This window comes from Brevundimonas sp., from assembly GCF_019636155.1.
GTDB lineage: Bacteria > Pseudomonadota > Alphaproteobacteria > Caulobacterales > Caulobacteraceae > Brevundimonas.
Map to the genome: position 1 here is coordinate 299,639 of NZ_JAHBYB010000001.1, position 19,517 is coordinate 319,155.

Annotated in this window: 14 protein-coding genes; 11 read left to right on the plus strand and 3 right to left on the minus strand. The window is 63.2% G+C overall.

Going from position 1 to position 19,517, the window contains the following annotated elements; translation table 11 throughout:
* The first annotated feature begins 78 nt into the window (after nucleotides 1-78).
* From KF910_RS01630 to KF910_RS01650, 5 genes are all read left to right on the plus strand, one after another.
* Nucleotides 79-1,938, plus strand: a complete 1,860-nt coding sequence (locus KF910_RS01630; RefSeq protein ID WP_292258458.1) for a site-specific integrase — start codon at nucleotides 79-81, stop codon at nucleotides 1,936-1,938.
* A gap of 138 nt (nucleotides 1,939-2,076) precedes the next feature.
* Nucleotides 2,077-2,415 carry a helix-turn-helix domain-containing protein gene (locus KF910_RS01635; protein WP_292258459.1) on the plus strand — a complete coding sequence of 113 codons (339 nt, stop codon included), beginning with the start codon at nucleotides 2,077-2,079 and terminating at the stop codon, nucleotides 2,413-2,415.
* Between the two features lies 1 nt (nucleotide 2,416).
* A complete protein-coding gene (locus tag KF910_RS01640; RefSeq protein WP_292258460.1) occupies nucleotides 2,417-3,655 on the plus strand; it encodes a type II toxin-antitoxin system HipA family toxin in 1,239 nt (412 codons plus the stop codon).
* A 229-nt stretch (nucleotides 3,656-3,884) separates the two neighbouring features.
* Complete coding sequence (locus KF910_RS01645; RefSeq protein ID WP_292258461.1) at nucleotides 3,885-4,991, plus strand: AAA family ATPase; 1,107 nt, start codon at nucleotides 3,885-3,887, stop codon at nucleotides 4,989-4,991.
* Nucleotides 4,991-7,528: a S8 family peptidase gene (locus KF910_RS01650; RefSeq protein WP_292258462.1), complete on the plus strand. Its 2,538-nt coding sequence runs from the start codon at nucleotides 4,991-4,993 to the stop codon at nucleotides 7,526-7,528. The genes KF910_RS01645 and KF910_RS01650 overlap by 1 nt, the downstream gene beginning before the upstream one ends.
* Before the next feature lie 102 nt (nucleotides 7,529-7,630).
* Here the strand turns inward: KF910_RS01650 and KF910_RS01655 are convergent, their stop codons facing one another.
* Complete coding sequence (locus KF910_RS01655) at nucleotides 7,631-8,917, minus strand: McrC family protein (RefSeq protein WP_292258463.1); 1,287 nt, start codon at nucleotides 8,915-8,917, stop codon at nucleotides 7,631-7,633.
* A complete protein-coding gene (locus KF910_RS01660) occupies nucleotides 8,914-11,166 on the minus strand; it encodes an AAA family ATPase (protein WP_292258464.1) in 2,253 nt (750 codons plus the stop codon). The genes KF910_RS01655 and KF910_RS01660 overlap by 4 nt, the downstream gene beginning before the upstream one ends.
* 133 nt (nucleotides 11,167-11,299) lie before the next feature.
* On the opposite strand from KF910_RS01660, the gene KF910_RS01665 reads away from it, so the two are divergent.
* Genes KF910_RS01665 through KF910_RS01675 form a run of 3 tightly spaced genes read left to right on the plus strand, consistent with a single transcriptional unit; the run spans nucleotide 11,300 to nucleotide 16,073 of the window.
* Complete coding sequence (locus KF910_RS01665; RefSeq protein WP_292258465.1) at nucleotides 11,300-11,953, plus strand: DNA methyltransferase; 654 nt, start codon at nucleotides 11,300-11,302, stop codon at nucleotides 11,951-11,953.
* Nucleotides 11,950-13,524, plus strand: coding sequence for an Eco57I restriction-modification methylase domain-containing protein (locus KF910_RS01670; RefSeq protein WP_292258466.1), 1,575 nt, complete (start codon nucleotides 11,950-11,952; stop codon nucleotides 13,522-13,524). The genes KF910_RS01665 and KF910_RS01670 overlap by 4 nt, the downstream gene beginning before the upstream one ends.
* Nucleotides 13,521-16,073, plus strand: a complete 2,553-nt coding sequence (locus KF910_RS01675) for a GIY-YIG nuclease family protein (RefSeq protein ID WP_292258467.1) — start codon at nucleotides 13,521-13,523, stop codon at nucleotides 16,071-16,073. Before KF910_RS01670 ends, KF910_RS01675 begins: the two co-directional genes overlap by 4 nt.
* Nucleotides 16,074-16,199: 126 nt before the next feature.
* On the opposite strand, the gene KF910_RS01680 is transcribed toward KF910_RS01675, so the two are convergent.
* A complete protein-coding gene (locus KF910_RS01680; protein WP_292258468.1) occupies nucleotides 16,200-16,778 on the minus strand; it encodes a helix-turn-helix domain-containing protein in 579 nt (192 codons plus the stop codon).
* Nucleotides 16,779-16,894: 116 nt separating this feature from the next.
* Between KF910_RS01680 and KF910_RS01685 the strand changes: the two genes are divergently transcribed.
* From KF910_RS01685 to KF910_RS01695, 3 genes are read left to right on the plus strand one after another with little or no spacing between them, the layout of a single operon-like run.
* A complete protein-coding gene (locus KF910_RS01685; protein ID WP_292258469.1) occupies nucleotides 16,895-17,077 on the plus strand; it encodes a hypothetical protein in 183 nt (60 codons plus the stop codon).
* Nucleotides 17,074-17,346: a hypothetical protein gene (locus KF910_RS01690; protein WP_292258470.1), complete on the plus strand. Its 273-nt coding sequence runs from the start codon at nucleotides 17,074-17,076 to the stop codon at nucleotides 17,344-17,346. Before KF910_RS01685 ends, KF910_RS01690 begins: the two co-directional genes overlap by 4 nt.
* On the plus strand, nucleotides 17,346-19,424 hold the full coding sequence (locus KF910_RS01695) for a recombinase family protein (protein WP_292258471.1): 2,079 nt from the start codon (nucleotides 17,346-17,348) through the stop codon (nucleotides 19,422-19,424). Before KF910_RS01690 ends, KF910_RS01695 begins: the two co-directional genes overlap by 1 nt.
* Nucleotides 19,425-19,517 lie beyond the last annotated feature (93 nt).

The window sequence follows — 19,517 nt, forward strand, 5'->3', positions numbered from 1 at the left end:
ATCCTTAGCAGGCTTGACCCAAGGGGCTTTTCGCACCATCATATTCTATACAAATCTTATACAAAATGAGATGCGTGTATGAGCGGTAAGGGCCTTGGGCTTTTCCAGCCTCGCTACAGGATGGCGAGCGGTCAGTGGGCGGTCGATGAGGACGCCACCTACAACGTGCGGCGCGTCGTCCCCGCCGACGTTCGGGCGATCGCCGCGACCCTTCCGGCTACTGATCCGCGACATGAGACGTTCATCGGTCCATCGGGAAAGCCCCGGACAGAGCTGATCCAGACCACGGGCTACAACGACTTCGAGAACGCCAGGCGGGTGGCCCGAGACGTCCAGCGTCGCTGGGCCAGCGACATCGCGGCGCTTCGTTCCAAAGGCAACCCCCAGGATGTCGGGGAGGCCCTGGATCGACTCGATGAGTGGCGTTCCGGCGCCCTGTCCCGAGCGCAGGGGTTCGAAGGCGAGATCGCCATCCTGGATCACTGGGCCGCTGGTGAAAGGTTGCGCGGCCGCCCCGTGCGCGATGCTGGAGCCCCCGGACTGGACTACGGCAGTCACCGCTGGGCTCTCTCCTACTTCGACGCCAATCCGGAGGCCGAGCGCGGCCAGGATACGCCGCTGGCGACCTTCCTCCTGATCGATCGTCTGTCGGAGGCGGAAGCTGATCCTGCCCGCTCGCGAGAGGTCCCGGGCTTCGACGACGCCATGGCCGAGGCCCTGGGCTCGGGCGTGAGCGCGAAAGTCCGACTGGCTGTCCGCTCGGCCTTCGCCAAGGCTTGGCGCGAGGTCGTCCAGGCCCAGGAGGCCGAGCGTCGCTACGCCGCGAACATCATCAACATGGTCGAGGGCTTCGGGGCGACGGCCATCGTGGTCCCCGCCCGCCCCGGCGCCTATCGGCCGCAGGCCGGCGACCGCACGGTGGGCGAACTCCTGGACGCCTATGGGGCCGCCGACCGCACGCGTCGCGGTCCGACGGCCGACAAGGAGACCGCCGTCGTCATGCGGGCGCTGCGTGAGTTCCTCGGAGCGGACAAGCCGGTGCGCGCCGTCTCGCGCACCGATGCGCGACGGGTCCACGAACTGCTCGCCAAGACGCCGAAGAACGCCGCCAAGCACTATGTCGGCCAACCTCTCCTGACGGCTATCGAACGCGCCCAGAAGGACGGTCGACCGTCCCTGGCTCCGAATACGGTCAGCAATTACATCAACTACGCCTCTTCGTTCTGGAGATGGGCAATCCGCGAGAAAGACGGCTGGGCCGATTTCAATCCCTTCGAAGGCCTCGCGGGCGAAGATGACCCCAGCGTGCGCCGGCGCGGCTTCACCAACGACGAACTGGTCAAGCTGTTCGCGCGTCTGGCGCAATACAAGGCGCGCGATCTCGCCGAGTTCTGGGTCCCGGCCTTGAACCTGAACGGCGCCCGGATGTCGGAGTTGCTTCAGCTTCGCACGACCGACGTGAGGACTGAGCAGGGCGTCACCTATCTGGACCTCAGCGTCTTCGACAGCACCGGTCGCCGCGATGCATCCAAGCGTCTGAAGAACCGGGGCAGCCAGCGTCCCGCCCCGATCCATCCCTTGGTGATAGAGGCCGGGTTCCTTGACCTGGTCGCTCGGCGTCGCAAGTCCGGTGATGTCCGTCTGTTTCCCGACTACAAGCCCTACAAGAAGGACGGCGTCACCGACTGGTCGCACTATTTCTCCAAGTGGATCGGCGTGGTGATCGACGAGGCCGTGAGCACCGATCCGGCGCTGGTCTATCACTCCTTCCGGCACACCCTCAGGGAGCGCGGCCGGATGCTCAACTATTCGCCTGAGGTCATCAACGCCCTCGGCGGCTGGGCGGCCAAGAGCGTGGGCGAGCGCTACGGCGTGAACTACATCACGACCCTGGACGAACAACTCGCCCGGATCGATTTTGGACCGCTCAAGCTGTGATGGAAGGCGAGCCGCCTTGCCGGCGGCTTCTTGTGTGCGCTCGGCGAAAGAGCCACAGGGCGGATATTTTGCAGTCTTAAAGCAACAAAAAGCTGGTTTTTGTCGCCTCAAAGCCGCATAGTCGCTTCGGAGGCCCTGATGCGCCGCAGCCCTTTGCTCACCACGCCGCCGTATGAAGTCGAGACCGCCATCAAGCGTCTCGGGGCCGACCTGCGCACCGCACGGCTGCGCCGAAACATCACCTTGGTCGATGCCGCCGAGCGTCTCGGTGTCGGGCGGGACGTGATCGCCGACGCCGAGCGCGGCAAGCCCTCGACCAGCATCGCCGTCTATGCCGCTCTTCTCTGGTCCTATGGGCTGGTCGAGCGCATGGCCGTCCTGGCGGAGCCGGGCAGCGATGAAGAAGGCCTTCGCCTCGTCAGCCTGACCGAGCGTCGACATGCGCGCGGGGCTCAAACCCTGGACGACGACTTCTGACATGTCCGAGGTTTACGTCTACATAACCTTGCCCGGAACCACCCAGGCCGTCACCGCCGGGCGGTTCGAGCATGAGATCGACCGGAACGGCGTCCCGGTCGGCCGCTTCGTCTATGGTCGCCGGTATCGGGATCGCCCGGACGCGGTCGAGATCGACCCGGTCGAACTTCGCCTGGGTCGAGCGCAGTTCGAGACCGTGCGCCTCAACGGCATCTTCGGCGCCCTGCGCGACGCCGGACCGGACCATTGGGGCCGGCGGGTGATCGAGAAGCACGCCGGCGTCGGTGCTCTGGGCGAGATCGACTACTTGCTGCACTCGCCCGACGACCGCGCCGGGGCGCTCGGCTTCGGCCTGGGCGTGGACCCGCCTGCGCCGATCCGCGAGTTCAACAAGACGTGGGACCTGGAAAAGCTCCAGGCCCTGGCAGACGCCCTGATCGCGGACCAGGCGCCCAGGGACGCGGCGGCCGTCGAGGAGTTGCTGCTGCTCGGCACTTCGATGGGCGGCGCGCGGCCCAAGGTGGTGGTCGAACATGACGACGCCCTGTGGCTGGCGAAGTTCAACCGCCCCGATGACCGCTGGAACATGGCGCGCGTCGAACACGCGACCCTGATGCTGGCCCGCCGGTGCGGACTACAGGCCGCCGACAGCCAGGTCGTCACCGTCGGCGGCAAGGACGTCCTGCTCGTGCGGCGCTTCGACCGCGAGCGGATCGAGGACGGCTATGCCCGCGCCCGCATGGTCAGCGCCCTCACCCTGCTGGAAACCGACGAGACGCCGGACGGCCGCGCGCGCTGGTCCTACATCATCCTGGCCGAGACCCTGCGGCGGATCGGCGAGCGCCCGCGCGAGGACGCCCACGAACTGTTCCGGCGCATGGTGTTCAACGCCCTGATCTCCAACACCGACGACCACCCCCGCAACCACGCCGCCATCGCGCCCGGCCGAGGCTGGCGGCTCGCCCCCGCCTACGACCTGACGCCGACGCCCTCGATAAGCGAGGATCGCCGCGACTTGGCGATGGCCTGCGGCTCGCAAGGACGGTTCGCCAACGCCGGGAATCTGCTGAGCGAGTGCGGGCGGTTTCTGTTGTCCGATGATCAGGCCCGAGCGATCGTTGACGAGATCGAGAGCGTAACGTCCGCCGAGTGGTATGCGACTTCACGATCGGCGGGGGTCAGCGAGGCAAACTGCGAGGCGGTTCGAACCGCATACGGCTATCCTGGCTTCCGCCGATGATCGCCTCGACTGGGACGCCAAGACAGGTCCACCCGCAACACATTTAACGTATCATGCATCAACGGGCGATAGACACGCAACTAAATCACTGATAGGAGCAATCTAGTTTGATTTTTCGCAACGAGTGCATCTTGTGGACCATTTTCCGATCATCCAAGCGCTCTGCCGAGCGGCACTGGGGCAGCCCAGTCCGGCGGTTCGAAAGCAGGTAGAGCGACTTCGAGATGCCTTGAAGAAAGAGGGCGACGTGAAGGCGTCAGCGGCGCTGTCGAGTTTGCTGACAAGCGCGGACCGCACTGTAGAGTTGGCACCAAGTCGCATTGCGCGCTCGAAAGCCCAACTGCCGGGTGAGAATTTGACCCGAAACACCCAGGTTCCGGTTGATCGAGAGACGGCTGCGCCGCTGGCGGAGTTGATCTTCCCGCCTGAGGTCAATCCCGCTCCGCCGATTTTCAACCCCATGATCAGCGCGGCCGTGTCCTCGATCATGGAGGAGTGGGCAAGCCCTGGCGCATTGTCCGACATGGGGGTGCAGCCCATGCGCACCTGTCTGATCTACGGCCCGCCGGGAACGGGCAAGACACGCTTGGCCCTATGGATTGCGGCGCAACTGGACCTGCCGGTCGTTTCAGCCCGGATTGATGGCCTGGTGTCCTCGTTCCTAGGAACAACCGCGCGCAATATTGGCAATCTCTTCGCCTTCGCTAACCGGTATCGCTGCCTGCTATTGCTGGATGAGTTCGATGCGGTGGCGAAGCTGCGCGACGACCCGCAGGAAGTCGGCGAGATCAAGCGGGTGGTAAACGCCCTGTTGCAAAATCTGGACATGCGCCACGACGTCGGGATCACCGTGGGCATCACCAACCACCAACGCCTGCTCGATCCGGCGGTATGGCGTCGTTTCGAGGTGCAGCTTGAGATGCCCCGGCCTGACTTCGACGTGCGGCTGGAGATCGCCAAGAGCTTTATGCCCCCGATCACGCCCCCCGATGCGCATCTGCGCATGATCGCCTGGTTCACTGAGGGTGCGACCGGCGCGGAGATCGAAGCCTTGGTGCGCACCTACAAAAAGTCGATGGCGGTGCAGGCCGACAGCCCGCGCCCGATGCTCGATATGCTGCGCCAGTTCGCGACGCTGAACAGTGCACGCATCGACCCGGAGCGCCGTGAGCTGCTGTTCGCGGACGCCGGCGTGCTGTTTAAGACCATCAGCCGCGATCGCCGCCTCGGCGTGTCTTACGAGGACATCGGCAACATGGCCGGCAAAGACAAATCGACGGTCAGCCGGCAGATCAGCCGCAGTGATGAAGCTCTTGGCGCGACGGATGCAAGCTGATGGCAAGCCCGATCCAGGTCGTTCTGAACCAAGAGAACTTTGAGCAGGCACGTGAGGTCGTGGGCGGCGGGCCGAAGAAGGACTTCTTCGCCGAGCGTGACGAGGCTTATGTTCGTCACAAGCGGTCGATGCAGGACCAACTGGAAGGACTGGCGGTCGCTCTCGAAGGTCAACCGCAAGGCCAGCTTGGCATTGTGAAAGTCATCTTGCGGCGGGATGCTTGGGCCAAGTCGCACCGACCGTTGCGGGCCTTGTTCAAGGCGGAGATCACGCCACTGGTCGGTGGTGGCGACCTTGGTGAAATGTATGTTGAGGCACGCCCCGGCGGGTTGCGCCTGATCGCGCAGGCGGTGCGTGGCACCGAAGAACACACTAACCTGCGCCCGGATAACAACGGTAAGCTCATCCCGCACCCCAGCGCCGGACGCAGCGAGACCGGCGCATTGGATCGGTTGGAACTTTACAGTGCAGCAGACCGCCGGAAGTTCTCGGTCGACGAGGCTATGGACTGGCTGTCGAACCCGATGACGGGTAGCAACTACCGCGTTGAGCTTTTCGATATCCCGCCGCCTCATAGTCAGTGGGATGCGGTCGATGAAGGGCGCCAACGGCTCTATGCCAGTTTCATCGAAGGGCTGGCAGCAATCGGTCATGGGCTAAATGTAGAGCGTGTCCAGACGGTGGGCCGCGATCAGCCGCAACTTGCCCTGCGACTAACCAAGGCCGAGGGCCCGCCGCTCGTGCTGCTGCAACGTTCGGCGCAGGACCGAAAGCGAGACCGCGAAGTCGCGCCGTTCGAGACGGACAAGGGGCGGCATCAAAGTTTGCTCGCGTTCCTCGACCATCATCCGCTTGTTCGTCGCATTGAGTTGCCGCCGGTGCTGACGCGCACCATCATCGGGGAACGCATGTCGGCGCAATCAATGGCCGGCACAGGGCGCGCCATTCCGACAAGCGGCGATCTGCTGGCGCGTGATCCCGCCGCCAACTATCCCAGACTTGGTATTATCGATGGCGGCATCAGCGATGCAGCGGCGGAATGGGTCCTGGATCGGTGGGAGCCACTGGCTGACGAACATGCGGATCGGGCGCACGGGACGTTCATCGCGGGCCTTGCTGTCGGCGGCAATGCATTAAACGGGAGTGTTTGCCCCGAGCCCGATGGCATCGACCTCGTCGATATTGCCGTGTTCCCAGACGACGACCAGCCGGCGGCGTTCGAGCAATATTATCCCGGCGGGCTCGACGACTTCTTCGACGAAATCGACAATGCCGTAGCCGACGCGAAGGCGCGACATGATGTGCGCGTCTTCAACTTCAGCTTGAACGTCCAGCACCCTGCTGAACCGGATCAATACAGCTCTACGGCAGCGCGGCTCGACGGCATCGCCGAGACTAATGACTCAGTGTTCTTCATCTCGGCAGGCAATACCTCGCCGCAGGGCGCGCGAACAGAATGGCCTGCAGATGAAACCCAAGCGCTAGTGGCGCTAGCCACCGCGCGCGGGGACGGACTGCTCGTTCCTGCGGAGAGCGTGCGGAACGTGTCGGTCGCGGCGTTGAACCCGCCCGATTGCGCAAGCTCGATCAGTCATATGCCGGCGCGGTATTCGCGTCGAGGTCCGGGCCTGCGTGCTGGAGTGAAGCCGGACCTGGCTCATTTCGGAGGGTCGGGGTCGCCGCAAGCACCATTTGGCCACGGGCTTTTCTCGATCTTGCCGGACGGCTCTATCATCGATGGGTGCGGCACAAGCTATGCAGCTCCATTGATCGCCAAGACAGCGGCGGTGCTTGACCAAAACATCGAAGGACAGGTCTCGCGGGAAACGCTGATCGGCCTGCTGCTGCATCACGCGGAGATGCCGGAGGCGCTTCGCACCAAGGCGTTGTCCGGAGTTGCACGCGACCTCGTAGGCTTCGGCATGCCGCCGGCAGCCCGCCAGATCCTTGAGGGTGATGAGCACAAGATCACACTGGTGTTCGCCTCTCGACTGCGAGTAGATCAACAAATCTCGTTCGGTTTTGCTTGGCCGCCGTCGCTAGTTACGCCCGATGGGAAGTGCCGAGGCTCGGCGAAACTGACGCTGGTCTCGACGCCCCCGCTGGACCGCCGGTTCGGTTCGGAGTTCGTTCGCGTGAATATCGATGCCACGCTCCAGCAAGAAAATTTCGACAAGGATGGCAAGCAGAGCTGGCACGGCCGTCTCGATCCAATCTACTTGCCAGACCGGAAGAATGGCCCGGCAATCGAGGCGGAACGCATCGAGCATGGGCTAAAGTGGAGTCCCGTGAAATGCCTGTCGAAGACCATGCCACGCGGGATTGGTAACTCGACGAACTGGCGCTTGTTTATGAAATACCTGACCCGCGCCGGAGAACAAATGCCCGACGACGGCGTGCCGTTCACCGTCCTGCTCACTATCTCCGATCCACAAGGCGAAGCACCCGTTTTTAACGACGTGCGCGCATTGCTGACCCGCACCGGCGTGCGGGTGGAAGACATCCGAACAGCCGCACGAATCACCACGCGCGTGTGACGCCTAGGCCAACTCGTAGGGCTTCCAGCATGGTTCCGTGTGACGTCTTCGGCACCTGATACGCGCCTGCCGTGAACGGGCATGCCCAACTTCCAAGATGAGTCAGAAGCGGCCGAAGCCCACTGCTTCACGCCAGTTTTGATGGGAGATTCCGGCCAAATCGACCGTCCCCGTCCGCAACCAACTCGACGTATTGCGTATCGAGTGGATGGACAGCTCTCCAGCCTCCGCGCTGAGCCCTCGGTGGTGGGGGTAGAGCAGTAAAAGCTCAGAGCATTCATAGAGCTGGCTGTAGGCCATCATCTGATACACGTCTGCCTGGCTGACGCCCTGCTTGGGGTCGTCGACCACACGGCTGATGCGCTTCCATTTGGTGTCGATGATAAGCCCGACCCTGCCCTTTCGCTTCACGAGGATGTCCGGCTTGGTCATGAAGCGGCCTGCTCCGGTCTCGGCATCTTCGAGGCAGTAGAGGCGGCCGCCCTGGGCGTGAACGCTTAGTTCGGTGCCGCTGAACGCTCGTTTGAGGCTACGCGCCACATAGGCTTCGAAGAGGCGGCTCATGTCGAAGGTCAGCGAGAACCCGTTCTGTGAGCCGCGTGAGGTGGTCTGGAATCGGTCGCCAAGAAGCAGGCGGGCCAGTTCCACCAGTTCTCGCCATCGGCTGTTCGTGCGGTCCAGGATCAGGCTGTCCCACGCCAAGGCGCTGGGCCGTAGGCTGCGAATGTCTGCGTAGAAGAAAGCAAGTTCGCGCAGGCGGCGCTGGTTCTCCGCCGACGCCGTCACGCGGATCAGCCGTTCCACGGCTGCCTTCATGATGTGGTTGAGCAAGATGTCAGGCGAAAGATCGTCATAGCGGCAGGCAAGTCGGTCGGGCCGGGCGATCAGGGTCGTGAACTGACGCGTCACATCCATCTGACCGCGCAACGCCGTCAGATCGCCTTCGTGCACCAGATAGCGGCGCGGCATGCCCTTACGCGCTTCGTCGGCCAGTTTGCGGGCGAACAGCCCGATCAGGATTTCGAGCAGAGTCTCCTTTTGCCAGCCCAGCTCTGTCATGGGGCCGGCGGCGATGTCGAGATCGAGAGCGACCGCCAGCATGTGGACAAGACGCTGGCGAATCTGACCGTGAGCCGTCGCCCCAGTCGCGTCGGGCACGTCGATCTTCGGCAGAATTTCCAGCGCGATGCCATCGGCGGCCAGCACGCCCACCACCTGCCGCGCGCCCAGGGCCCGACGACCGTGGGTCAGAATGCGGCCGCCGTCCTTGCCGCCCAGCGGAGAAGCACGGGCGACTGCCACCAAGCGATCGGCGGCGTCTTCGGGGATGGCGTCGTCGCCCTCGCCGTAGGGCAGAGACCCCCATTCGAGAACGGTGCGGCGGATCACTGGAAGTCGGCGTAGGCGTCGGGCGCGAACTCGCTCCGCACCGTCCAACGCCAACGGGTCTCGCCGCCCTCGAAGTCGGAACCGGCGGGCGGCTTCAGCTCTGTGCGCTCCAGGAACCGACCCGCCTTGCCTGTGTCCGCGTCGCCCAGCACCAAAGCGACTTTGCTCCAGTCCTCGTAGAAATATTCCGCTAGCAGCGGGATCACCTTGTGGCGCATGACGGCATCAAGGTCAGCTCGCGATGCACACTTGATGAAGTAGGCGTGGCCGATCTGGTGCTCCCGATCGAATAGGTATTCGATCCGGTCGTTCAGCGTGCGCAGCAGTTTGCCGAGATTGACGCCGCAGCTCGCGCCGGCGGCCTTCATTTCGGGCAGGTCCGGGTTGGGCATGAGTTCGCGAAACTCGAAGCGGCGACGCAGGGCTGTGTCGAGCAGGGCGATCGAACGGTCGGCCGTGTTCATCGTGCCGATGACGTGTAGATTTGCCGGAACGCCGAAAGCCTCTTTGGAATAGGGCAGGCGCACCTTCAGCCCGCCACCTTCCGGCGTGATTCGCTTATCCGGCTCCAGGAGGGTGATCAGTTCGCCAAACACCTTGGAGATGTTGGCGCGATTGATCTCGTCGATGATCAGCACGAACGGCTCGGGCGGACCACCGGGCTCCTGACTGGTGATGTAGCGTTCTAGCGCGCTCATGTTCAGGTCCGAGGGCGTCAGCATGTAGAGCGTGCGCATACTGAACCGCTTGGCGTAAATCTCTTCGACCGGGACGCCGGTGCGATCGCTCCAGAGCCAACTGACAGCTCGCCGGTGAAAATAGCCGCCGTCCTCGCGAGGCGCATATTCGTAGGGGCCGGTAACCTCGCCTATGGCCCGGAAGCTGCCGTTACCCTTGGACACGATCAGAATGTCGCCTGGTTTGATCCAGTTGCGGAACATGTCCGGGCATTGAACTGAGGCACTGCGCGGGGTCGGTGGCTCGGCGTCCGGCTCTTCCTCCTTCCAGGCCTCGATCATGGCGTCGCGCTTGGCGAACCGGTCATCACGCCAGTCGATCTGTCCGAAGCCGAGAAGAGCATAGCCATTCTCCAGTGACTCCTCGAACAGGTAGGCGTCTTCCGGATTGGCCGCCTCTCCGATCGACATCTTGAAGACCTGACGCCCGGTCAGGTCGAAAGCCTTGCCGGTCGAGCCCTTGCTGGCGGCGGCGCGGGTGGCGATGCGATGGAAGACGCCAGGGCTGACCTCCAGGCGGAACCCGGACTTCTCGTCATCGCCGTCTCCATCTTTGCTGGAGAAAGGCGGGCGCAGACCTTCGACGAAGTCTTCATAGCTATAGGACTGATGGAAGGTGACGAACTCCACCTGTCGCGCATCGACCAGTCGCCGATATTCAGCCTCGACGGCCGGGCGGTCATCCGGATCGACTTGGGGCGAGCACAGCTTCACCGCTTCCCCCGCCGTGGCGAACGTTTTGCCGGTGCCGGGTGGGCCATAGAGGATCAGGTTCATAGAGGACGTTCTTTCATCGGTCGCGGATGCGGCCATACCGCCCGCGTTCGTCATCTTCATTCCGGCCGTGTGACCTTGCGGCGGTAGGCCGAGAGCGGCAGCTATCCCTGGAGCAAGCTCGTAGCGGACGAGCTTTTCACCGCCATAGGTCAGGTAGTTGACGTCCCCACCGCTGATCGCCTTGATCCGTGCTGGCAGACCATCGATCAGCATGGCGCGTGCGACCTCGACGATGTCGGTCGTTTCAATCGCTTCTTCCGCCTTATTTCCTGCCCCCTTGGGCTTGATGCGGAAGGCGGACACGCCGGTCTTCCTGTTGAAGTTTCTTACGGGTTGAAACGGAATGTTCGCGGCATCGAAGAGAAGGAACGCTCCTTCGTTGCCGAGCCCCGTGCCGGCACCCTCGCGGCTACTCATGTCGCTCCCTGATCGAAAGTCGCGATAGTGCTTTAGGAAGGTCGGCAGGTTCGCCAACCGGTTTCCGGGGTTTTCAGACCGAGGGAACAGCAGCAGGTAGGCCGTCCCGCCTGCCTTGTGGTCGGAAATCAGGCCGCGCATCGCCTCGATGATCGACGCCAAACTGTCAGCCTCGAACGCCGCATCCAGGTCGGTGAAGGGCAGACCCAAGCCCGCCAAATTCTTCTCGATGGTCTTGAGGTAATTGATCCGGGTCTCAACTCCGGTCGGCGCGTTCCCCCGCGCCAGCAGCATTTGCCTGAAACCCGCCTCGTCCATTCTCTTGCCTTGTCCTCCCCGGACGTCAATTTCGGTCGTCGGCCGCGCGTCCGGGGCCCATTTCACCGGATTGGCTCTGCCACAACCTGCCGTAGCCCGCTAAGCTCGCTCACCAATAATCGTTGGCGCTTACATGAGTCTCATCAAATCCAAGAAGCGGGTCGCCGACCACGGGGAGGTCTTCACCCCCTCATGGCTGGTCGAGCGCATGCTCGATCTAGTCAAAGGGGAGAGCGAGCGGATCGATTCTCGCTTCCTCGAACCCGCCTGCGGGAGCGGCAACTTCCTGGTCCGTATCCTTCAGCGCAAACTGGATACGGTCGAGGTGAAGTATGGTCGGTCCAGGTTCGAGAAGCATATCTACGGCCTGGTGGCCGTGGCGTCCTGCTATGGCATCGAGCTCCTGGCCGACAACATCGCTGAATGCCGGGCCAATATGCTGGCGCTGTTCTGCGACTATATGGGAGTGACGCCGGACGACGAGGCGTATCACGCCGCCTCGCACATTCTGTCGCTGAATCTGATCCACGGTGACGCCCTGTCGATGTTGGCGGCGGACGGCGGGCCGATCACCTTTGTCGAATGGGCGCACATCGGGGCGGGCAAGTTCCAGCGCCGGGATTTCCGCCTCGACCGCCTGACCCAGGCCGCCGGCCTGCGTGAAGAGGGCTCCCTGTTCCAGCATCTCGGCAAGCATGAGGTGTTCCAGCCCGTGAAGGCTTGGCCGCCGATGACGGTGCGCGAGCTGGCGGCACGAGATCAGACGCCGGAGGGCGCCGCCGCATGACCGACACCGCGCCTTTCGCATTGCTGAAACGCAACCCCGACGTCCTGACCTGCATCGCCAATCTGTCGAACGACGAGGTTTTCACCCCGCCGGAGTTCGCGCAGCGTATGCTCGACACCTTGGCCGAGGGCTGGGCCAGCGCCAACGACGGCGCGAATATCTGGGCCGACAGAAGCATCACCTTCCTGGACCCCTGCACCAAGTCGGGTGTCTTCCTACGCGAGATCGCCAAGCGGCTGATCGACGGCTTGGCCGACGAAATCCCTGACCTTCAGACGCGGGTCGATCATATCCTGACGAACCAGGTGTTCGGGATCGGGATCACTCAGCTGACCGCCCTATTGGCTCGCCGCAGCCTCTACTGCTCCAAATGGGCTAATGGCGAGCATTCGATCGCAACCGGGTTCGACGATGAGGACGGCAACGTTTGGTTCGAACGGACCAAGCACGACTGGGAGGGCGACAAATGCCGATTTTGCGGGGCGACTAGTCACAACCTTGATCGTGGCGACGCCAGCGAAACCTACGCATACCCTTTTATCCATACTGACGATCCGGCGACACTGTGCGCCAAGATTGCTGGAGCACACATGCAGTTCGATGTGATTATCGGCAATCCGCCGTACCAACTTTCGGATGCTAGCGAGTCTGCCAGCGCCAGTCCAATATACCAGAAGTTCATCGAGCAATCGATGATGCTTGAACCCAGATATTTGTCGATGGTTGTTCCATCGAGGTGGTTCGGTGGCGGTAAGGGTCTAGACGAATTTCGAGCAAAGATGCTCAAAGACCAACGCCTTCAGACGATCGTTGACTATATTCTGGATAAGGATGCCTTTCCAAAGGTCAACGTCAACGGTGGGCTGAATTACTTCTTATGGGGACGCGATCACGTCGGTGACTGCACGATCGTTACGGTCGAGCCAGGCGGGCTTGTGGGGGACCCCGCGACTCGGCCTCTGGATGAATTTGATGTTCTCGTAAGGCGTAACGGGGCCGTCCCGATTTTGCGGAAGGTCTTGGCCAAAGGCGGACCTACCTTTGACCGGCGCGTTTCTTCCAGAAAGCCCTTCGGGCTCCCGACCAACTTTTTTGGAGCAGACTCCAAATCGGCAACACGCACTGTGAAGTTGTACTCGTCGGGAAGGACGACGTGGGTCAAGCCGTCTGAAGTGCGTGTGAACTGGGAATTGATCGACCGATGGAAGGTACTCATTGGTAGGGCCACGGATGGCAATGAGAAATATCCCTTGCCGATCTGGGATCAGCGGGGACCCTTTGTAGCTGGTCCGGGTGAAGCGTGTACCGAGACCTGTTTGGTCGCAGCGGTTGCCTCCAGCAAACTCGAGGCTGAGCGCATCGCAGCATACATGCGCACGAAGTTCTTCCGGTTTCTTGTGTCTCTCCGAAAAATGACGCAGGACAACAAGGCGGACGTTTTCGCATTCGTCCCAGACCTTGCTATGGACCGAATCTGGACCGATGCTCAACTGTATAATGAGTATGGCCTGACGGCGGACGAGCAGGCCTACATCGACTCCCTAATCCGCTCGATGGAGGCAGCGGGTTGAGCCGGCCAATCGACGAGATTCTCCCATCTAAGCCGGAACTCACCCCGCGCCTCTACGCCTATGCTATCGACGCACCTAGCCATGCTGGCCTGCTGAAGATCGGCCAGACAACGCGCGATGTGGCGCAGCGGATCGCCGAACAGACCCGCACAGCCGGCTTCGTCCCCCGCATCGAGTGGCACGATGACGCCACCCGCGACGACAGCTCGCGCATAACAGACTTCGAGCTCCGCGCCGCGCTGACGGCACGCCGGCACGATACGATCATGGGCGAATGGATGCGCTGCACCGTCGCCGACGTGAAAGCGGCGCTGAACGACCTACGGGCCGGGCGGACTGTCGAGGGGGTCCGCGACCAAAGATTCCCACCGCGCCGCGAGCAACAGCACGCGGTCGATGCTACCCATGCCTACTTTGAGTCCCGATGGGCTGAGGGTCCCGCCGCCGTCCCGCGCTTCCTGTGGAATGCCAAGATGCGGTTCGGCAAGACCTTCACCAGCTACAAGCTGGCCCAAGCGATGAACGCCAAACGGGTGCTGGTAGTCACCTTCAAGCCGGCGGTCGAGGACGCCTGGCAGGCGGACTTGGAGAGCCATGTCGATTTCGAGGGGTGGCAGTATCTGTCACGGGCCAGTGGCCGTGATCCCCGCGACGCCGACCCCGACCGGCCGCTGGTTTACTTCGGCAGCTTCCAGGACCTGCTCGGGCGAGAGGCGGGAACTGGCGCCATCAAGCCCAACAACGAGTGGATTCACACGACTGAGTGGGACCTCGTCATCTTCGACGAATACCATTTCGGCGCCTGGCGCGACACGGCCAAGGAATTGTTCGAGGGCGAGACCGACGCGCGCGCGGCGAAGAGCGAGTATTCCGCCGATCTAGAACAAGTGAACGAGGACCTGGAGGTTCTCTCCGAGGCCGAGGCCGAGTTCCTGCCCATCACGACCCGAGCCTACCTCTATCTGTCGGGCACGCCGTTCAAGGCGCTGGCGACCGGGGAGTTCATCGAAGAGCAAATCTTCAACTGGACCTATACCGACGAGCAGCGGGCCAAGGCCGAGTTCGCCAAGGCGCATCCGGGCGAGCGCAACCCCTATGCCGCCCTGCCGGAAATGCGGCTGCTGACCTACCAGATGCCGCAGGAGTTGTTGGCCATCGCCTCGGGCGGCGAGTTCAACGAGTTCGATCTGAACGCCTTCTTCGCCGCCACGGGCACGGGCGCCGATGCGACCTTCACCCACAAGAGCGACGTGCAGAAGTGGCTTCAGGTCATTCGCGGAGAACATGCGCCGGAGGAGGCGCTAAAGTCAGGTTCGCGGCCGCCCTGGCCATATGCCCAGGCTCAGCTCCTGCCGTGGCTGAACCACGCCTTGTGGTTCCTGCCCAGCGTCGCCGCGTGCGAGGCGATGCGGAACCTGTTGGCGGAGCTACAGAACCAGTTCTGGCATGAGTATCGCGTCGTCATGGCCGCTGGCCCTACGGCGGGTCTCGGTCTGGCGGCGGTCGGTCCGGTGCGCGCCGCCATTGGCGAGGGCTACAATTCCAAGACTATCACCCTGTCGTGCGGCAAGCTGACCACCGGTGTGACGATCAAGGAATGGTCGTCCATCCTGATGCTGCGGAACCTGAAGTCGCCCGAGACCTATTTCCAGGCCGCGTTTCGCGTTCAGTCGCCGTGGTCGATCAAGAATCCGGACGGCGACGATCCCAATCGCGAGGACATCGTCAAGCCGGTGTGCTTCGTCTTCGACTTCGCGCCGACGCGCGCTTTGCGGCAGGTCTGGCAATACGGCGCGGGGCTGTCACCCGGTGAGAGCAACCTGGAAAAGGCGGTGGCCGATCTGGTGTCGTTCCTCCCGGTGCTGGCCTATGCGGACGGCAAGATGGTCGCGGTCAACGCCGGGGAAATTCTCGACATCGCCATGGCCGGCACCTCCGGCACCCTGTTGGCGCGCAAGTGGGAGTCGGCGCTGCTGGTCAACGTCGATGACGCGACCCTGAAAGAGGTTCTCGCCGACGAGGAGGCGATGAAGGTGGTCGAGCGCATCGAGGGCTGGCGCGCGCTGGGCGACAACGTCATCGAGACCATCATCGCGCGCTCGGACGCGGTGAAGGAGCTAAAGAAGAAGGCTCGCGACGAGGAGCTGTCCCCCAAGGAGAAGAAGCAACTCACCGAGGAAGAGAAGGAATACAAATCCCTGCGGAAGAAGGTGCAGGAGAAGCTGATCAAGTTCGCCACCCGCATCCCCGCCTTCATGTATCTGACGGACTTCCGCGAGAATGCGCTCAAGGACGTCATCACCCGGATCGAGCCAGACCTGTTCCAGTCGGTGACGGGCCTGACCGTCGCCGACTTCCAGCTCCTCGTGGACCTGCGGGTGTTCAACACCGAACGCATGAACGAGGCGGTGTTCGCCTTCCGCCGCTACGAGAACGCCTCTCTTAGCTACACCGGTATCGACAGCCATCCCGACCAAGACCGTGTCGGCGGCTATGACACTGTGGTTGAGGTCGTGGGTTCCGACGAGGCCGGAGCCGTCAGTTCTTGAGCAGCAGCCGCCGGTTGGGGTTGGGGGCGTCGTCCCCAGCCGGCGGCTGAGTCATCTTAGCATTTTTGCGGGATTCTTGAGTTCACAGAAGGGCCATGCCGAAGGCGGACAGGGTCGCGTGCAGGTTCAGCGCTTTGGCGCAACGAGCGTAAACAATGGTCTGGGGCTCAGCTTGGCAATCGCAGCCGCCACCGCCCATAGATTGATAAGCCCGGCGGCTTCGACCGTCTCGTCGGCCGCGTCTTCGCTTAGGGCGTGAAGAAGTCGACATTCGCCATCTTCGATCACCGCATGTCGATAGACCTGATCCATGCCGTCCAACTCGGCCAGGATCAGCATGTAGGTGTGATCGCCCGTGTCCTCTAGCGTGCCGATGTAGGCGGCGGCTTCCTCCGCCGTTCCATCAACCGCCAGTGTCCGCATCTGATGGTCGGCTAAGGCCGCGAATACCACGCCGGGCGCCGCTTCCACCGCCGCGCGCTTCGCATCGGGCAGGGACACGCCCAGGCTCCGCAGGCGCATCATCAGCCGCATCTCGGCCAGTTCACGGGGCGTGAAGCTGGCTCGCCCGCCCTCGCGTGCGCGCAATAGGCCCTGGCTGCGCCAGTCCCGCTGAAGGTGGAGCGGCGTGCCGGTGATGGCCGCCGTCTCGGAAGGCGTGAACTGCCCCTCTCGATAACGCAGCGAAATCTGGGCGCTTGACATCCCGCCTAATCCGTGTGATGCGATCAATAACCGCATCGACGACACGGTATTGGATGTTGGTTACGTTATGGACCGCGCCGGCGCATAGCGCAAGCGCAATTACAGGAGGAAGGAAGATGATCTCGAAGATCGACGTCAGCGGCCACGACATGGCCGAGACCCTGGCGAAGGACCGCCGCCGCCGTCACGAGGCCGAGATGAGCGAGGGCATGGGCGAACTCGACACCCTGCTGCTTCCCTTCGCTCTCGCGGTGGCGCGCCTGTCGGCGCGGGCCCAGGTGAAGGAGGCCGGTCAATGAACCGCGTCGCCATCCACCTCTCCGGCCCGCCGCCGATCGACCGCGCCGTGCTCCGGGCCGTCTTCCAGCAAGTTCAGGACGCCGGCGGGCGCGTGGTGACCCTCGCGCAGGACGCGGCCGGCGAAGAGGAGGCGCTGGGCGACCTGATCTATCGTCTGGGCGACGACTTCGATCAGCTGTTCAGCATCGTGGGCGACGAGTTCTACGAGTTCATTGTCCAGGGCGACGATCCGTTGGACGGCGCCCCCCTGATGGCGGTGGCGCACTGATGCGCGCGATGCCGCCGCCCGGCAGCCGGGTCGTCTACTACAGCCGCTTCTCTAGCAGCCGCCAGAAGCAGACCTCCATCGAGGGTCAAGAGCGGCTCTGCGTCGCCTACGCGGCGGAGAAGCAGTGGGTCGAGGTCAATCGTTTCAGCGATGCGGAAAAATCCGGCACCACCACCATGGGCCGCGCTGGCCTGTTCGAGATGATGGCGGCGGCCGAACGGGGCGAATTTGACGTGCTCCTTGTCGAGGACATCGACCGCACCAGCCGCGATGCGGCCGATATGCACAAGATCGTCAAGGACCTGGAAGAGTTGGACATCGTCATCTGCACGGTCGCCAATGGCGTGCTCTCCGACGCGGAACTGGCATTCAAGGCCGTCCACAACAAGGAGTTCATCAAGCAGAACGTATTCAAATCCAAGCGCGGGCAGGAACTGGCGATCAGCAAAGGCCGCATGTCCGGCTCAATTCCTTACGGCTACCGCAAGGTCCACAAGTTGGACGACAAGGGCGACCCTATTAACGGACTGCGAGAGATCGACCCCAAGAAGCAGGTCATCGTCATCCGCATCCACACGGAGTTCGACGCCGGTCGCACCACCTTCCAAATCTGCGCGGACCTGAACGCGGACGGCATCCCCGGCCCCAAGGGCAAGGACTGGCGGCCCGGCGCCCTCTTGGGCAACCGCCATGGCGGCTTGGGCATCCTGCGCAACCCCATCTACATCGGTGAATACCACTTCCGGAAGACCAGCCGCCGTCGCCGCAAGGGGCGGATGAAAACGCGCTTCACGGCCCACTCGGAACGCATGATCACGCAGCATCCGGAGTTGGCCATCATCGACCAAGACCTGTGGGACCGTAACCAGGCCCGCCTGGCCGAGAACTTCGACCGCCCCTTCCACACCAAGCGTAAGGTCGAATACGTCTTCACCGGCAAGGTCAGCTGCGGGGTCTGCGGTTCCAGCTGCATCGTCAGTGACGGAAAGTATGTCTGCACGGGCCGCCAGCAAAAGGGCATCTGCTCCAACCCCCGCCGCGTGCCGCGCGAGGCGGTCGAAACCTCCATCTTCGACCGCATCAAGGTCCACGTCCTGAACACGGCCGTCGCCGGCCCGGCGCTGACGGCGCTCCGCGAGGAGGTCGAGCGCGCCCGCGCCGACCACGCCGCTCGCGTCGAAAGCCAGACGGCGCGGCTCAAGGCGATCGATCAGGAAATCAGCAATCTGAGGGTTCAACTGAGGGCTGAGACCGAAGACTCGTTCGCCAGTCAGATGCTGAGAGAAGATATGAACCAGCTGGGGGCCGAGAAGCGCCGGCTGGAGCAGCAGGCCCGCCGCGCTCCGCCGCCGCCCGTGATCGGCGACGTCAAGGCGATCATCGGTTCGATCTCCACGACGTTGGACGACCTGCACCAAGCCCTTCAGGCCGACGACGCTGAGGCGGCGCGCGCCAAGGAACTGCTGCGCGGCCTGATCACCAGGATCGTGCTGGAGCCGAAGCCGGGGTCGGTCGCCGATGGGCGCGGCGCCGGCGACATGACCGTTACTGTGGAGGGGCCGATGGCGGCCCTGATCGATCTCGCCAGCCTCAACGTCGATCGCGTTGCCAAGGATGGACATCGGCCCATGTTCGGTCTGGATAACGCGACTTCCGTCTGGGCCTTCTCCTATCCCCTGGTGTGGCGCGATCCCCGCCTGGCCACGGTCCGCGCTGACCTGCCGATCATCGCTCGCCTGCTCGACGAGGCCGACGTGCCAGTCTCCATGGCGGGGATGGCAAAGGCTCTGGGCGACGCCGGACCGACGACAGGCCCTGACGCGGACCGCTCGCCCGAGCAACGCGCCCGCAACGCTGTCGCCTATCTCCAGGCCCAGGGCTTCACCCGCTGCGTCAACATGCGCGGCCCCGCCACTGGCTACGTCTGGATGGACCGTGGCCTGAGCGATGCCGAGTGGAAAGCCCGCATCGCCGAGCCGCCCATGACCCAGACCATCCCGGTCATGCGCATCAGTCCGCCCGAGGCCGTGGTGGTCGTGATCGGCCCGCCGCGTTCTGATGATGAGCCTGCCGAGTGATTGGACTGATTGAACCTCGGTCGTCAGCACTGCTACTTCGATGAGGCGGTGCCCCGACAAGGCGGCGACTGTCGTCATCGACTTCAGCGGGCC

Coding starts and splice junctions, on each gene's coding strand:
- KF910_RS01630 (WP_292258458.1), top strand. CDS start 79: ATGAGCGGTAAGGGCCTTGGGCTTTTCCAGCCTCGCTACAGGATGGCG.
- KF910_RS01635 (WP_292258459.1), top strand. CDS start 2,077: ATGCGCCGCAGCCCTTTGCTCACCACGCCGCCGTATGAAGTCGAGACC.
- KF910_RS01640 (WP_292258460.1), top strand. CDS start 2,417: ATGTCCGAGGTTTACGTCTACATAACCTTGCCCGGAACCACCCAGGCC.
- KF910_RS01650 (WP_292258462.1), top strand. CDS start 4,991: ATGGCAAGCCCGATCCAGGTCGTTCTGAACCAAGAGAACTTTGAGCAG.
- KF910_RS01660 (WP_292258464.1), bottom strand. CDS start 11,166: ATGGACGAGGCGGGTTTCAGGCAAATGCTGCTGGCGCGGGGGAACGCG.
- KF910_RS01665 (WP_292258465.1), top strand. CDS start 11,300: ATGAGTCTCATCAAATCCAAGAAGCGGGTCGCCGACCACGGGGAGGTC.
- KF910_RS01670 (WP_292258466.1), top strand. CDS start 11,950: ATGACCGACACCGCGCCTTTCGCATTGCTGAAACGCAACCCCGACGTC.
- KF910_RS01680 (WP_292258468.1), bottom strand. CDS start 16,778: ATGTCAAGCGCCCAGATTTCGCTGCGTTATCGAGAGGGGCAGTTCACG.
- KF910_RS01685 (WP_292258469.1), top strand. CDS start 16,895: ATGATCTCGAAGATCGACGTCAGCGGCCACGACATGGCCGAGACCCTG.
- KF910_RS01690 (WP_292258470.1), top strand. CDS start 17,074: ATGAACCGCGTCGCCATCCACCTCTCCGGCCCGCCGCCGATCGACCGC.
- KF910_RS01695 (WP_292258471.1), top strand. CDS start 17,346: ATGCGCGCGATGCCGCCGCCCGGCAGCCGGGTCGTCTACTACAGCCGC.